Origin of the sequence: Photobacterium sp. WH77 (assembly GCF_022014395.1) — a bacterium.
Classification (GTDB): domain Bacteria; phylum Pseudomonadota; class Gammaproteobacteria; order Enterobacterales; family Vibrionaceae; genus Photobacterium; species Photobacterium arenosum.
In genome coordinates this window covers 1-14,830 of the sequence record NZ_JAKLTE010000008.1, presented here as the reverse complement: position 1 = coordinate 14,830, position 14,830 = coordinate 1, and the positions used below count along the sequence as shown (strand labels likewise).

Sequence of the window (14,830 nt, the reverse complement as noted above, 5' to 3'; positions counted from 1 at the left end):
TTCATCGCTACCTGGTATTTTAAGTGTTTCTTGCGCTTACCTTGATCTGTAACAAGCTATCGCCACCGACTCCGATGGCGCAATCGGCGGTCCGGAGATACACTCATTCACGGTATCTTTTTTAGTAAAGGAAACACTATGGCTGATTTACAACAGACTGAAGAGCCTTGTGAAGCTTGTGGTGTCGCGGCTGAAATTGGCTTTCTCATCCGCGAAGGAGACGATGTTTCAACGCTTTCATTTAATGGTCCGGGCAAAGACATGATAGAGACAGAGTTTGCGCCTTTCCTGACATTAGCGAAAAGCGTGAATAACAATGTGCAATATCAGACCATTTACAGTGACGACGAAACTGCAATGACAGCCAGCCTGCAGTTTGAATGCAGTGCTGAAAAACTGATTTTCGACCTCAAGTCCCGCTCACTGGCTCCGCGATAATTCTTCAATTGAAGGCCATATCGAGTAAAAATTCCGGCTTGATATGGCTATTTGCTGCCATTCACCTCGATCCTCTGTGATATGATTCCCGCCAGATAACTATGCCAAGATAAAAATGCAATAGGATGCGCAGTAATGACCAAAAAAACTATCGCTTTCATCGGATTAGGCACTATGGGTTTCCCTATGGCCGGGCACTTAGCCACTGCAGGGTTTAATGTCGTGGTGTACAACCGCACGACAACCACCGCAGAGAGATGGCTGAACACTTACCCGGGTAAGCTTGCGTTGACGCCGGCTGAGGCCGCACAAGAGGCCGATGTTGTTCTGACCTGCGTCGGTAATGATAACGACATCCGTGAAGTCTACTGTGGAGAGCAGGGGATCCTGTCGACCATCCGTCCGGGCACATTACTGGTTGATCACACCACAGCCTCTGCCGACGTTGCCCGTGAGATGGCTGAAGCGGCAAACAGTGCATCTGCCACATTCATCGATGCGCCCGTCTCTGGTGGTGAAGCCGGCGCTGTAAATGGCTGCCTGACCATAATGGTCGGTGGCAGCGAAGAAGCGTTTCAGTCAGCCCAGCCCATTTTCAACACTTATGCGAAAGCCTCTACCCTGATGGGTGATGTCGGATTCGGTCAAATCACCAAAATGGCGAACCAAATCTGTATTACCGGTATTCTGCAGGGGTTATCAGAAGCCATTACGCTTGCTAAAGCAGCAGGATTAGATATTGAAAAAATGACCAATGTGCTTAAGCATGGCGCGGCGGGTTCATGGCAAATGGAAAACCGCGCTGTCACTATGGCGGAGGATAAATTTGATTTCGGTTTTGCTATCGACTGGATGCGAAAAGATCTTTCTATCTGCTTTGATGCCGCCGATAAACTGTCCGTCCCGCTTCCTCTCGCACGTCAGGTCGATGCTGAATATGCGAAACTTCAGGACAGAGGCTTTAACCGCGCAGACACATCAGTATTAATCAAGCAATTTGATAAATAACAATACCCGGATTCAACTATGCGTTGATAGTAATATCAGCGCATAGTTTTATTCTGACCGTTTGGTGATACTACTCCCATTTCATCAGCTAATGCTGTCTTTTCTTCTGGTACTGATTACAATTCCTCAGGAATAGAATGATTACATGCATGTGTCGTGAAAAGTATGATGAAGCAACTCCAACCATTTTTCCTGTTAGCGGTTCTGAGCTTTTTCCTGATATCCAGCCAGGGTGTTGCCGCTAATCAATTCATTTCAGAAATAAAGTTGCTTAATTACACCGACAGCTACGGTAATGTGTCGCTGCGACATTCACGGAGCATTACCCTGCCCAACCCTCTTCATGTGAAAGGTCACCTGAACCTCGAAAATAGTGATATTAATTATTTACCTGGCGTTGTTCGTGTTGATGGGAATCTCAATCTGGCTTATAGCAATATAGTCTCATTGCCCAAAAAACTGGAAGTTGCGGGGTATCTCAATCTGGCCCACACCCAAATTACCAGGCTGAACCCGTACCTTAAGATACCAGGGGATTTAAGCTTGATTGGCATGCCAATCACACGGTTGCCTCCTTATCTGTCTGTTGGAGGCGATCTCTATCTGGCTCATACCCAAATTACTGAGCTTCCTCCCAATATCACAGTAAAAGGTGATATTTATTTAGGGGGCATTCAATTGAAATCCATTCCGGAAAAGCTACGCGTTGGCGGAAAAATCTATCAATAGCATTATTAATAATTATCCCTTCCGCACTGAAATAATTTTTCCACCTGATAAAAATATTTAAGCCAGAAACACAGTATGAGTGTCTCTGGCTAACTTCACTTACTTAATTTTTATATTATCAATCTGATTTTTATCTTTTTTGTCGTTTTCGCACCAGGTGCGTTCATTTACTTTTCAGTTTCGACTTAGAAGACTGTGACTGATAATAGAACCATTGTCTACGGCTTTTATTTGTCATAATTCACCTCTCGATAAAACATAGATAACAAGCCAAGTATTACTAAAAACCTTTGCTACCTAATTCGTATAACTTTACTCAAAGATTCATTACAGATGAATGACATTTAAGTATCGTTAACGTTACTATCTCCAATGACGAATACTGATCGGCATAATCAACCAAACTGTTGTGTCCTTTATGCTCAGATTCTGGAGAATAATAAACATGAAGCGAGATGGATTGTTACTGAATGTTCTGATCCGACACTGAACTTTTTGACGTTTGGGGAACGTTAACCTTAGATTCAGTTACCTCACTCGAGGTTCGGTTTTCCAACGCTTTTTCAGAGTTATCACCATCTAGTCCACATCAACAAAAATCAATATAAGAGTCTCTGACACATTTTTCAACACCATTTTTGACCTTTTTTGTGAGTTTATGCTCACATTTTTCTCATACATTACACATCAGAGTTACAAAGTGTTGTGAATCAAGCCCTTAACAATTAAATACAAATTCACAACATCAGATCGTGTAATTCTGCACCATACTTGAGCAGTGTGGCTTTCGATTCAGACTCGAATCACTCAGAACACATTGAAAAATAAGCTTTCTATCAATATTTTCCCATTTGACAGATACTCATTCGCTGTTAACATAATGTTACTAAATTAACAGGGGCGTATCATGCCAGCGCACACAATCACAATAGAACAATCTGCCCAGGCACCGAAAAAAGTCTTGTTTGAGTTATTAACAGATCATCAAAACCTGGGGCGCTTTTTTGATGGTTCTTACCATCTGATCAGAAGCGGTAAACCTAAACCTAACGGCATTGGCGCCATTCGCAGAGTCTCCGCCGGCCCCTTTACCTTTGATGAAAAAATCATAGATTACAAAGAAAATGAACACCTCCACTATCGTATTATCAACGGCGGCCCCGTTGTTGAGCATGGCGGATGGATTCAGGTGCACAGCCTGAATGCTGATACAAGTAACATTCAGTATCGCATCAGCTTTTCACCCAAAATTAAAGGCACCGGCTGGCTGATCAAACTCATACTGGAGAAAAGCATCCGAAAAGCACTGGCCAATCTTGCCCAGCATGGTGAAAGCAAATGGAAGTGCTGATATTACTGGCCATCAGTCCGCTGTTCTTTATCTCAATGCTATGGGAGTACAGACGTTTACGGCAGGAAGGCAGCCAAGACTACAACTGGAAAGAACTGGCGTGCAACCTCACCCTCGCAGGTCTCCACCAGAGTGCCGATCTCATCGCAACATTATTGCTTATGCCTTTCTTCCTCTGGCTTTATCAGTATCGCCTGTTCGATATCCAGATGTCTCTGGCCACCGTTGCGCTGGCATTTCTGCTGCAAGATTTCTGCTATTACTGGTTTCACCGGGCATCACACCATATCAACTGGTTGTGGGCGTCACACATAGTCCATCATTCATCTCAGCACATGAACTTCACCACAGCCTTCCGACAAAGCCTGACTTATCCTGTTTCAGGGATGTGGATCTTTTGGCTGCCGTTAATTTTAATTGGATATCCACCAGCCACCGTCGTTCTGGTTGTTTCTGTGAATCTTGGCTTCCAGTTTTTTGTCCATACCAGAGTGATCAAACGACTCGGGTGGCTGGAGCACATCTTCAATACCCCGTCTCACCATCGTGTGCATCATGCCCGTAACCCTGAATACATAGATAAGAACTTTGCTGGGGTGCTTATTCTCTGGGATAAACTCTTTGGCACTTTCGTACCAGAAAACGACAGTACCATCATACGCTATGGGGTTCGTGAAGACGTCACCGGCTGGCGGCCGCTTCAGGCGACCTTTGATCACTGGCAGCATATTTTCAGTCGCGCACTGGCTCCCAACCAGTCATTGAAATCGCGTTTATACTGCCTGTTCGGCCCTCCGGCTAACACCCGATGATCAGATAACTGACCTTTGTTTGATCCAGATAAAATAAATCGTAATGAAACAGAACTAATATGACCTCTCTTTTAATGATCAGGCAGGGAGGTTCAAATGAGACAACCAACTTTATCGACAGAACGTTTGTTGCTGCGTCCATTACAGCTTGCCGATGCAACCCTGATTCAAAAGCTGGCAGGTGAACCTGAAATTGCTCTGGGTACCACGAATGTGCCCTACCCGTATGATTCCGGTATGGCCGGTCAGTGGATCGGTCGCTCATTAGCCGGTTGGGGCAATGGTACACTGGCCATCTTCGCGATAACGTTAAAAGACACAGAGCAATTAATCGGCTGCATTGGATTGCACAATATCAAGCAACACAATGCGCAATTAGGATTCTGGTTAGGCGTTCCATTCTGGGGTCACGGTTATTGCACAGAAGCAGCCTCCCGTTTAGTCGATTTTGGTTTTTTTGATCTGAAGCTCAGCAGAATATCTGGTCAGCACAGGCGCCTCGATCCCAAACCGGGAAAAGTCCTTGAGCGCGCCGGGCTTTCCTTTGTCCGCGTCAAGCCTGATGCCACGCGAGTCAACAGAATCACCGAAGATCTGTCCTACTACGAAGCCACTCACCCCAACCTCATTGAGATTTAGGCCCTCACCTTCAATAGCAAATTCCTACCATAAAGCAAAAAACTTCCACAGAATAATTAACCACACCAACAAGCTGTAATGAAATTATCACCCGTAAAATACATTGGTTACTATAATAATGGTGACGGTTAAGTAACGATTAAGTTATGAATCACTATATTCATAAGGGTAATAAGTGGGGCAGGCATACTATCCAATCAAAAAACAGGAAGTTGTAACCTAAATGGGGTTTACTTATCACAAGAGTGAAATTTTTTGGAAACAAGTAGGTCTAAAAATGAGAGCCCTGTAACTATTGATACCCCTAAGATACTTAGGCACAACCTAATCGATGGCTTTGCCACTGATAGATGAGGTGAATATTATGACTAGCTTTAAAGTACTCACTGCAACCGCTGTACTGCTAATGTCGACATCAGCTCTTGCTGATATTCGTGTGACGGATGCGAATAACGGTGCTTGGGTCACTGTGACCGAGAACGGTCAACCTGCTGCCAACGCATCTGTATCTGTTGCTAACGTACCTCAACAACGTAAAACGTACACCACCGATGAACGTGGTCGCGTATTCATCCCACTGCAGCTGAACTCTTCTCGCTCAGTGAAATTCCAGGCCACTACTGAAAACGGCCAGAAATCATCTCGTTATGCATTTACTGGTTCCCGTAAAAACTAAGTACAGTCGCTAAGAAGAAGGCTCCCGAACGGGAGCCTTCTGGTTTTTGTCGTGCAAAAAACAGAGACTTGAACTTGATCTTATCTCACTGCAACATAAGAGAGACACTTTGAATATAAAATCAAACACAATAAATAAGAAATCACTGTTACAGGAGAGTAAACAGTCATGGTTGATTTTTCGACAGCAGCGACGAGAAGCGTATTACTGACAGGCACATCAGAACACCAAAAACGACAAGAATTAAAAACAGCCTTTAATGAAACCTGGGCGCTTTACGAATCCCTTTTCTCCCTGATTAACAACCACTCTGCCTATTTCAAGAAAGCCGAGCCCCTCCGGCATCCGCTGATTTTTTATTACGGCCACACAGCGGTCTTTTATATCAATAAGTTAAAGCTCGGCAAATACATAGAAAACAGAATAGACCCTCACTTTGAGTCTATGTTTGCTATTGGTGTTGATGAAATGTCCTGGGACGATCTCAATGAGGCCCACTACGACTGGCCAAGCGTTGATGAGGTGAAAGCCTACCGACAGCAGATAAAAGACGCAGTCAACCAGATGATTGATGACATGCCTCTGACCCTGCCCATTACTGATAAAGATCCTGCGTGGGTAATTCTGATGGGCATAGAGCATGAACGCATCCACCTTGAAACCTCTTCTGTGATCATGCGTCAGCTCCCTGTTACTGACCTGACGCCGTCTTCTGCCTGGGAGGCCTGTCAGGAAGCAGGGCCAGCGCCTTCGAATCAACTGATTGCAATGACTGGCCGCTCGATCACACTGGGTAAATCCGAAGATGCCGATACCTATGGCTGGGACAATGAATACGGTGTCCAGCAATATAAAGTGCATGACTTCAAAACCAGTAAATACCTGGTATCGAACCAGGAGTATCTGGAGTTTGTAAAGGACGGCGGGTATCAGCAGCAAAGATACTGGACGGACGAAGGTCTGGCCTGGCTGGCCTACACAAAAGCCACCATGCCCAGATTCTGGCTTGAGCGCGACGGCAAATTATTACAGCGTAACCTGACACAGGAAATCCCGCTGCCACTGAACTGGCCGGTAGAAGTGAATCAACTTGAAGCCAAAGCATTCTGTAACTGGAAAGCCGACAAAAATCAGCAATCCATTCGGCTGCCCACCGAAGCTGAATGGTATATTCTGAGACAATGCCTTGATACTGCCTCCCCGTCCTGGCGAGAAGCGCCGGGAAATACCGAGCTGGCCTATTATGCCTCGTCATGCCCGGTTGACCGCTTTGAACATAATGGCCTGTGCGACATAGTGGGTAATGTATGGCAATGGACTGAATCCGCCATTGATGGCTTCCAAGGGTTTAACGTTCACCCGTTGTACGATGACTTTTCGACCCCTACCTTTGACGGCCAGCACAATCTGATCAAAGGCGGCTCATGGATTTCAACCGGTAATGAGACTATCCCCGAATCGCGCTACGCTTTTCGTCGCCATTTCTATCAACATGCGGGATTTCGGTATGTCGCCTCTGAACAGGATCCAGCCAGCATGGCCAATCTGAATATTTATGAAACCAATGAGTTAATCGCGCAGTATCTGGAATTCCACTATGGTAATGAGTATTTCTCTGTGCCTAATTTCTGTGTCAACGGGGTTAAGCAATGCCTGCAAGAAATCTCATTGCACAGCACACAACGGGCACTGGATATCGGCTGTTCCGTCGGCAGAGCCAGCTTTGAACTGGCAAAACGCTTTGACCACGTTGACGGCATAGACTTTTCCGCCCGCTTTATTCAGCAAGCGTACGCCCTGCTTGAGCAGGGGGAGAAACGCTATACCATTCCGACCGAAGGCGATCTGGTGGAGTTCAAAAGTATTACCCTTGACGAACTAGGCTACCAGAACCTGAAAGGCAGTATTCACTTCAGCCAGGGCGATGCCTGTAATCTCAAGCCGCAGTTTACCGACTATGATCTGGTCTACGCCTCCAATCTCATTGACCGGCTGGCCGATCCCAAGGCCTTTCTTAACAGTATTGCCAAACGGATTGTACCGGGGGGATATCTGGTCATTACTTCGCCCTACACCTGGCTGGAAGACTATACGCCCAAAGACATGTGGCTGGGCGGAATCAAGGTGAATGGCGAGAATTTCACCACCTTAGACGGTCTCACTGAAACGCTGATCCCGCATTTTGAACTGATTGCAGTCAAAGAAATTCCGTTTGTAATCCGCGAGACGAAACGGAAATTCCAGCATACTGTGTCTGAGATGACCATCTGGCGTAAACGCTAACCACAAGCGGGAGTGTCTTGCTGTTCACCTGCCAACCCCGGACCAATACATTTCACTTGGTCTGGGGTAAACTAGCCGCTTTTTGAAGTGAGTACTGGCAAGTGAAGACACCGTGCGTGGCGAAGTGTAAAAATCAGGAAGGGATCTGCAGTGGTTGCCTGCGAACCATGAAAGAAATCGGCGAGTGGCGATTAATGAACGATGACGCGCACACCCAGACTATCGCCCAAATCCAGGGGGCTGAAACCACACATAGCTGTGAACGTTGTGGTCAACCGGCTTATTGCGCGATTGAGGATGGCAACAGCCAGTGCTGGTGCTTTGAACTGGCCAGACGCGATACCAGCAGCCTGCCTGAAGGTAAGTGTGTTTGCCGTGCTTGTCTCGCGAGTCTGCCACTGCTGTAAACGGTTAACTGCTACTATTAGAGTGACATTGCCGTACACCTGAGAGTGAAGCTCACATGAAAAAGTGGCTACTGTTTATGGTCTTATTGAGCCTTTTGGGTTGCAACCCTCCGCCAAAAGCAGGATTTACTGCCAGTGATTTGCAGCAAGACTGGGTATTAACCAAAATTGATGGCAGAGAGATCACTCAGATAGAAACGCGCACCCCCATCAGCCTGAGCCTGGACAGCCAGTTTAAAGCGACAGGATTCAGTGGCTGCAATCAGTTCATGGGCCTGGCGGAGCTTAAAAACGGTAACCAGTTCCGTATAACCTCACTCGTATCCACTAAGATGGCCTGTATCCAGAATGAGGTTGCCACGGTCGAGGCGGTTATCGTCAGCGCATTGCAGCAATGGAATACCACAGCACTTGAAAGCGATACCTTATCACTGACGACAGAGCAGCACGTACTGACCTTTGTTCCCAAAGACTTGTCCGTGCCGCTTGATTCCGCCACTCCCTGATTAGCCTGTTAAGCCCGCAACCTTGCCATGGTGGGCAAGATACGCAGAGGCTTTCTCGGGCGTCATATACTTACCTAAGGTCTTTTCCGGAACCTGGGTTAAATCCACGACGATCAATCCATCCAGCGCATCGTTGAACTCAGGGTCGACATTAAAGCACACCAGCTTACCGTTTAAACCCAGATACTGCCGCAATAATACCGGTACGCTTTTTCCTGCATCCATCCGTGAAATCACCCTGGAAAGCAGCTGGACATCCGCCAGTGCCGATAACATATCTGGCTGCCAGAACACCCGGTTATTGCTGGACAAGGGATGTGTCGGCGCTACTAAACGTGCGCTGCTTTCATCGGCATGATGCACAGACATGCAGGCGGCGAGCAACTGTCTGGCCTCATGGCTGTACTCATCACTGATGCTGACCGGGCCGAACAGATGCGTGTATTTCGGATGCCGGCACACAAATGCCGATATACCTTTCCACAACAACAATAACGCACTCAGACTGCGCTGATACTCTTCTGCCACCACTGAGCGCCCCAGCTCAATAGAAGCGCCATACTGGCTGATAAAACGCTCGTCGTAACGGAACAGCGTACGGGAATAGAGGCCTTCCAGGCCGTGTTTGGCAATCAGTTCATCCGTCAGTCCCAACCGGTATGCGCCAACAATTTTTTCAGCCTGACGATCCCAGACAAACAGGTGCAGATAGCTCTCATCGAAGCTATCCAGATCGCTCGCTTTTCCTGTGCCTTCTCCCACCGCCCTGAAATTGATTTCGCGGATGCGCCCCAACTCTTGCAATATCGCCGGGATCTGACTGGCCCGGGCACAGTAAACATCAAACTCGCCGCTGCTCAGCATCCACTCGTCATCGCCGAGGCTAGCGATATCCTTTTTCAGTAAGGATAAGGGGACAGGCGCATCAATGGGTTCACCTGAGAAGGCCATTTTTGACGTATCCACGACAGAAGCGGAGGTACTTGATGGTATCAAACCGGCCTGGCTGCCCAGCAAATAGGTATTGAATTTCAGATAATTGACTAAGTGCTGGTCGTCACTGATATTTTTCACTTCGCTGAACCGAATGCTGTCGCCGATTGCAATCGGAACCGGCGATTGCTGCTTATTCAGCATTTCTCTTCCCAGCATCAGGGTGCGCAGCATGGGATGAATTTTCCCCGCCATGTAGAAATGACGGCTGTTGCGCCCGCCGATAAACACAGGCACTGTGGTGGCTTTATGTTTGTGAATTAAACGGCTGACCGATTTACTCCACTCTTTGTCACGAAGCTGCTTTGATTGCCTGTCATAAGCCGACACTTCACCGGCAGGAAATACCAGCAACAATCCCCCATCACTTAAATGGCGGTTGGCTTCACGCAAGGCTTTAACATTGGCCCGAAGCGCGCTTTCCCCTTCAAATACATCAACGCCAATAAACAGTGAGTCCAGTTCAGGGACCGTCTTGAGGTAATGGTTAGCCAGAATTTTTACGTCCGGCCGGATCCCTCGCAGTATCTGGGCCAGAATAATGCCCTCTGCGCAACCAAGAGGATGGTTAGCCACCACCACGACAGCCTCCTGCGCGGGGATATTCTGGTAACTCCCTTTTACAACATGAAAATCTATTCCCAGCACGTCAAGGGAATAGCGAAGAAACGACTCGGTATCCTGTCCCACAGGTCTGTCAGCATAAAAGCGACTCAGCCTGTGCAACCCTGTCGCCCACTCAGTCAGTTTCTCACCGACCCCAAACGGGGTTTTCCGTGGCAAACGAAAAGGACTTACGGTTTCCATACTGTCTCCATCCGAAGTTGGTGTTCGATACGAGTATGAAAAGAATGTGTGACTCAAACGTGTCAGTTCTGCGGCAAAATGATGAGAGAAATACGTCAGTTTGATGAACCGGCACCGGCTTCACAGGCTCTGAAGCAACAGGGCAAAAATCTGAACGAGCGGCGTTCTTAACATTAAGCCAAAGCAGCGAGGGGAATAACGCTATCTTTCTCTGTATAACTCAAAAGATTATTTAACCCCCAAAGGACGGAGGTGGCTGGGAAAGAGGATGAGCGGTTGTGAAAAAACTCATGCTAATACTGGTACTTAACCTTGTGCCATTATTCATTCTGCTGTTGGCCTTCATGCCAGTACGCTGTTCAATCAGCATGACGGACTGGATCAACTGGCTGCATCATGCCCCGCAGGTTTCCCTTCACACCCTCTGCTATCCACCGCAACCCAGTAACAATAACGTTAACAGGTACTGACCCCCTCCTCTTTGCACAATTCTGAACTATTCTCTCAATAGGAATCGCAAAAATGTCCTACTGAGCGAAAGGCTGCACTCCCGGTGACACAGGCATTACTCAGCCACTACTCAGCGGTTACTTGCGCTGGGGTTCCTCGTTGAATAAAGGAAGGCATATTTGGATACTTTGCTTGGAAACATTGGCTACTTGTCAGCCGCAACCGGTTTTCTGTTCATTTTTTTGCTGTTGCTGACAACCAAAGAAAAAAGCATGCCCAAAAGGCTGTTACAGCTCACCTGCCTCCTTGGCGCAGCCTGGGCCATCACGTCATTTATCCAATATCGCTACCAGCTCTCTATTTTACCTGTGCTGCTGACTGAGAGTTTACTGACGCTGGGCTGGTGTCTGCTGGTATCCAGCAGTTTAACCAACACCGGGCAGGTGAAAGACATTCTCCGGGAGAAAGCCCCCCGCTGGCTTTGCCTGTTCATCGCCGCGACCATAGTGCTTGAGCTGGCACGCTTCATCTGGCCAGTATTCGGCCAGCGTACTTTCCTTTTTCTGCACTTATGTCAGGCAATCATAGGCCTGTGGTTTGTCGAACTGCGCTTTCGCCGAACCCATAAAGACGAACGCTGGGCCATCAAGCCTATCTGTCTGGGATTAGGAGTCTATTTCGCGTACCACTTTGCGCTTTATGCGGATGCCTTTCTCACCAATATTCTGGCTTCTGGCTTCTGGCTTGGCAGAGGCTGGATAGCCCTGATGTCGCTGCCTTTCATCCTGCTGACAGCCCGGCGCATCAAGCACTGGCAAAGCCGGGTGTACGTCTCGCGGGATATCATTTATCACAGTACGCTGTTACTCGTTGCAGCAGGGTATTTGCTGGTGATGGCGCTCGCGGGTTTTTATATCAAATCCATGGGTGAAAGCTGGAGCGATACGGTTCAGGTCCTGTTTTTTGCGTTAAGCGCACTGGTGCTGGCCAGCCTCTTTCTCTCAGATACGTTTCGCAAAAACATCATGGTCTTTATCACCAAACATTTCTTTGCCAACAAATACGAATACCGTGAAGAATGGATGCGTTTTGCCACGGCGCTGGAACACCCGGAAGGCACACAATACGACACAGCACTGCGTGCCATGCTTCACCCTTTTGGCTGTCACAGCGGTGTACTGGCGACCAGAAACGGCCCGAACATGAAAGTGCGGGCCTGCCACAATATTGACAGCCAGCATCGGGATATTCAGCTGTTACTCAGCTCAGCAGCACTGCCGGCTATTGAACATCAGTGGATTGTTGACATAGACGCTGCCAAGCAAGACAAAGAGCCCGCACCTTTCCGGTTAGATGCCACCGCTCTTTCCACTGTGGCAGAGCTGTTTTATATCGTGCCCTTGTCGAGCAGCAGCGGAACCCTGGGCGTGTGCCTGCTTTCCAGACCCACGTCGACAGAAAAAGTGAACTGGGAAGACCGTGATTTAATGAAGGCGATCAGCCGTCAGCTTTCTGTCTATCTCACTGTTTTTGAAACCAATCAGAAACTTGCTGAAAGCCAGCAATTCGATACCTTCAACCGTATGTCTGCCTTTCTGGTACACGATCTGAAAAACGTGTTAGCGCAACTGCAGCTTCTCAGTAAAAATGCGACAAAACACCGGGATAACCCCGACTTTATCAGTGATGCCTTTGATACTGTCGATTCGGCCGCTCACCGGCTGACGAAAGTGCTGAACCAGCTCAATAATAAACGGGTTGAAAGTCAGTCTGAAGAAGAGATAGACATTGAAGATCTGATACGACAAGTCTGTGACACCCGTGCCGTCCGAGCGCCTGAACCACAATTTATTGAACAAACCAGCTTGCCGTTTACCCTTAAAACAGACAGAGAACGCTTCAGCAACATACTCTCTCATCTGGTTCAGAATGCACAGGAATCCACCAGTGAAAACGGTTTTGTGCATGTGTCGACGACACGCAAAGATCACTACTACCTGATCACCATCTCTGACAACGGCAGCGGCATGAGCAGCGATTTTATCGAGCACAGATTATTCAAGCCCTTTGATACCACCAAAGGCAACGCAGGCATGGGGATTGGTGCCTATGACGCAAAAAACCTGATTGAGCAATTAGGCGGATATATAGACGTGGAATCGGAACCGGACAAAGGGACGACCCTGTATATTCACCTGCCTGTCAGTGTGCCAGCCTAATCCTCCGGGACAAAGAATTTGCCAGAAAGGAAAGCGATATGGATACATTACTTGTCATTGAAGATGATCCAGGTATTCAAAAGCAGCTAAAATGGTGCTTCCCGCAGTACGAGGTCGTAATGGCCGCTGACCGAAAATCGGCCATTACTGCGTTGCGACGTTACGAGCCAAAAGTCATTACCTTAGACCTCGGACTCCCGCCAGATGAAGCCAATGCGTCAGAAGGGCTTATCATATTGCAGGAAATGCTGGCACTGGCACCTGACACTAAAATCATCGTCATTACCGGCAATGATGACAAAGCCAATGCACTGAAAGCCATTGAACTGGGCGCGCACGATTTTTATCACAAACCAATAGATGATGACATCCTGGCCGTGATTATCGACCGGGCATTTGTGGTGGCTAAACTGGAATCGGAAAACATCAACCTGCGCCAGTCTTCACTTGAAGCCAATGGGTTCATCGGAAACAGCCCGCAAATACAGCAAGTGTGCCGAATGATAGAGCGCATCGCGCCTACTGAGATCACCACCCTGATCCTTGGTGAAAGCGGCACAGGTAAAGAAGTGATCGCCCGCGCCATTCACACGAAAGGACCAAGAGCGGATAAGCCTTTTATTGCCATAAACTGCGCCTCTATTCCGGAACACCTGCTTGAAAGTGAACTGTTCGGATTTGAAAAAGGTGCATTTACCGGCGCGCACAAAACCACGGCCGGCAAAATCGAATGTGCCGACGGCGGCACGCTGTTCCTTGATGAAATCGGCGACATGCCCTATCCGCTGCAAGCCAAAATACTCCGCTTCCTGCAAGAGAAAGTGATTGAGCGTGTTGGTGGCCGTCAGGAAATTCCGGTGGATGTAAAAATCATCTGCGCCACCCACCAGAATCTCGAACAAATGATGACAGATAAAACGTTTCGGGAAGATCTGTTCTACCGCATCAGTGAAATTACCATTCAGAACCCGCCACTGCGCGATCGTGATCAGGACATTCTCATTCTGGCCCGCTATTTTTTGCAGCAGGCCAATCAGCAATCACCGCGAAAAATCAGCGGTTTCACCGACGACGCCATACGCGCAATGCTGCAGCACAACTGGCCCGGTAATATCCGCGAGCTGCAAAACAAGGTGAAATCGGCGGTGATCATGTCGGACAACAAATTCATCAGCTCGCTCGATTTGGCACTTCAGCCTACAGAAGATGACCTCGAACCCATGGCGTTAAATTTACGCCAGGTCAGAGAAGCAGCTGAAAAACAGGCAATAGCGAAAGCGCTGTCACTCAGTAACGGTAATATGTCTAACACCGCCAATATACTGGGGATTACGCGGCCAACACTGTACTCGCTGATGGATAAGTACACGGTGAAGAATGGGTAGGTCATTTCATCATTGTTCTGTGTGAAGGTATGTCTGGGCTTGATAGAAACCACAAAACGAGTGCGATTTTTAAGACTGGGGAAGTATGTCGCGCTTGAGTCCGGTGGTTCACTTGGCTCTGTCTGAT

13 protein-coding genes are annotated in these 14,830 nt (G+C 47.8%); 12 read left to right on the top strand and 1 reads right to left on the bottom strand.

Annotated features, from left to right (window positions below; genetic code table 11):
- Window positions 1-138: 138 nt before the first annotated feature.
- The 10 genes from L6J37_RS10325 to L6J37_RS10280 all read left to right on the top strand — a co-directional run bounded on the left by L6J37_RS10325 (window position 139) and on the right by L6J37_RS10280 (window position 8,849).
- Window positions 139-438 carry a DUF406 family protein gene (locus tag L6J37_RS10325; protein WP_237794982.1) on the top strand — a complete coding sequence of 100 codons (300 nt, stop codon included), beginning with the start codon at window positions 139-141 and terminating at the stop codon, window positions 436-438.
- A gap of 135 nt (window positions 439-573) precedes the next feature.
- A complete protein-coding gene (locus L6J37_RS10320) occupies window positions 574-1,446 on the top strand; it encodes an NAD(P)-dependent oxidoreductase (RefSeq protein ID WP_237794980.1) in 873 nt (290 codons plus the stop codon).
- Between the two features lie 165 nt (window positions 1,447-1,611).
- Window positions 1,612-2,175 (top strand): hypothetical protein, encoded by a 564-nt coding sequence (locus L6J37_RS10315; protein ID WP_237795083.1) that lies wholly within the window; start codon window positions 1,612-1,614, stop codon window positions 2,173-2,175.
- A gap of 907 nt (window positions 2,176-3,082) precedes the next feature.
- Window positions 3,083-3,526 carry an SRPBCC family protein gene (locus tag L6J37_RS10310; protein WP_192016885.1) on the top strand — a complete coding sequence of 148 codons (444 nt, stop codon included), beginning with the start codon at window positions 3,083-3,085 and terminating at the stop codon, window positions 3,524-3,526.
- Window positions 3,514-4,338 carry a sterol desaturase family protein gene (locus tag L6J37_RS10305; protein WP_237794979.1) on the top strand — a complete coding sequence of 275 codons (825 nt, stop codon included), beginning with the start codon at window positions 3,514-3,516 and terminating at the stop codon, window positions 4,336-4,338. The genes L6J37_RS10310 and L6J37_RS10305 overlap by 13 nt, the downstream gene beginning before the upstream one ends.
- A gap of 96 nt (window positions 4,339-4,434) precedes the next feature.
- The gene (locus tag L6J37_RS10300; RefSeq protein WP_237794978.1) at window positions 4,435-4,977 is read left to right on the top strand and encodes a GNAT family N-acetyltransferase; all 543 of its coding nucleotides are present in this window, start codon (window positions 4,435-4,437) and stop codon (window positions 4,975-4,977) included.
- 364 nt (window positions 4,978-5,341) lie between these two features.
- Window positions 5,342-5,653, top strand: coding sequence for a hypothetical protein (locus tag L6J37_RS10295; RefSeq protein WP_192016882.1), 312 nt, complete (start codon window positions 5,342-5,344; stop codon window positions 5,651-5,653).
- Between the two features lie 168 nt (window positions 5,654-5,821).
- On the top strand, window positions 5,822-7,936 hold the full coding sequence (ovoA, locus tag L6J37_RS10290; protein ID WP_237794977.1) for a 5-histidylcysteine sulfoxide synthase: 2,115 nt from the start codon (window positions 5,822-5,824) through the stop codon (window positions 7,934-7,936).
- 116 nt (window positions 7,937-8,052) lie between these two features.
- Window positions 8,053-8,343, top strand: coding sequence for a cysteine-rich CWC family protein (locus L6J37_RS10285; RefSeq protein WP_375713901.1), 291 nt, complete (start codon window positions 8,053-8,055; stop codon window positions 8,341-8,343).
- A 56-nt stretch (window positions 8,344-8,399) separates the two neighbouring features.
- Complete coding sequence (locus L6J37_RS10280; protein WP_027251613.1) at window positions 8,400-8,849, top strand: META domain-containing protein; 450 nt, start codon at window positions 8,400-8,402, stop codon at window positions 8,847-8,849.
- Here L6J37_RS10280 and L6J37_RS10275 read toward each other — a convergent pair whose 3' ends face one another.
- Complete coding sequence (locus L6J37_RS10275; RefSeq protein WP_237794976.1) at window positions 8,850-10,649, bottom strand: lysophospholipid acyltransferase family protein; 1,800 nt, start codon at window positions 10,647-10,649, stop codon at window positions 8,850-8,852. It abuts the gene before it with no gap.
- A gap of 629 nt (window positions 10,650-11,278) precedes the next feature.
- Between L6J37_RS10275 and prsK the strand changes: the two genes are divergently transcribed.
- Together prsK and prsR are read left to right on the top strand one after the other, a co-directional pair.
- Window positions 11,279-13,318 (top strand): XrtA/PEP-CTERM system histidine kinase PrsK, encoded by a 2,040-nt coding sequence (gene prsK, locus L6J37_RS10270; RefSeq protein ID WP_237794975.1) that lies wholly within the window; start codon window positions 11,279-11,281, stop codon window positions 13,316-13,318.
- 38 nt (window positions 13,319-13,356) lie between these two features.
- Window positions 13,357-14,703 carry a PEP-CTERM-box response regulator transcription factor gene (gene prsR, locus L6J37_RS10265; RefSeq protein WP_192016877.1) on the top strand — a complete coding sequence of 449 codons (1,347 nt, stop codon included), beginning with the start codon at window positions 13,357-13,359 and terminating at the stop codon, window positions 14,701-14,703.
- The last annotated feature ends 127 nt before the right edge of the window (window positions 14,704-14,830 follow it).

Excerpts from the sequence above, each read along its gene's own strand:
- L6J37_RS10325 (WP_237794982.1), top strand. The coding sequence starts at position 139 with ATGGCTGATTTACAACAGACTGAAGAGCCTTGTGAAGCTTGTGGTGTC.
- L6J37_RS10320 (WP_237794980.1), top strand. The coding sequence starts at position 574 with ATGACCAAAAAAACTATCGCTTTCATCGGATTAGGCACTATGGGTTTC.
- L6J37_RS10315 (WP_237795083.1), top strand. The coding sequence starts at position 1,612 with ATGATGAAGCAACTCCAACCATTTTTCCTGTTAGCGGTTCTGAGCTTT.
- L6J37_RS10310 (WP_192016885.1), top strand. The coding sequence starts at position 3,083 with ATGCCAGCGCACACAATCACAATAGAACAATCTGCCCAGGCACCGAAA.
- L6J37_RS10305 (WP_237794979.1), top strand. The coding sequence starts at position 3,514 with ATGGAAGTGCTGATATTACTGGCCATCAGTCCGCTGTTCTTTATCTCA.
- L6J37_RS10300 (WP_237794978.1), top strand. The coding sequence starts at position 4,435 with ATGAGACAACCAACTTTATCGACAGAACGTTTGTTGCTGCGTCCATTA.
- L6J37_RS10295 (WP_192016882.1), top strand. The coding sequence starts at position 5,342 with ATGACTAGCTTTAAAGTACTCACTGCAACCGCTGTACTGCTAATGTCG.
- ovoA (WP_237794977.1), top strand. The coding sequence starts at position 5,822 with ATGGTTGATTTTTCGACAGCAGCGACGAGAAGCGTATTACTGACAGGC.
- L6J37_RS10280 (WP_027251613.1), top strand. The coding sequence starts at position 8,400 with ATGAAAAAGTGGCTACTGTTTATGGTCTTATTGAGCCTTTTGGGTTGC.
- L6J37_RS10275 (WP_237794976.1), bottom strand. The coding sequence starts at position 10,649 with ATGGAAACCGTAAGTCCTTTTCGTTTGCCACGGAAAACCCCGTTTGGG.
- prsR (WP_192016877.1), top strand. The coding sequence starts at position 13,357 with ATGGATACATTACTTGTCATTGAAGATGATCCAGGTATTCAAAAGCAG.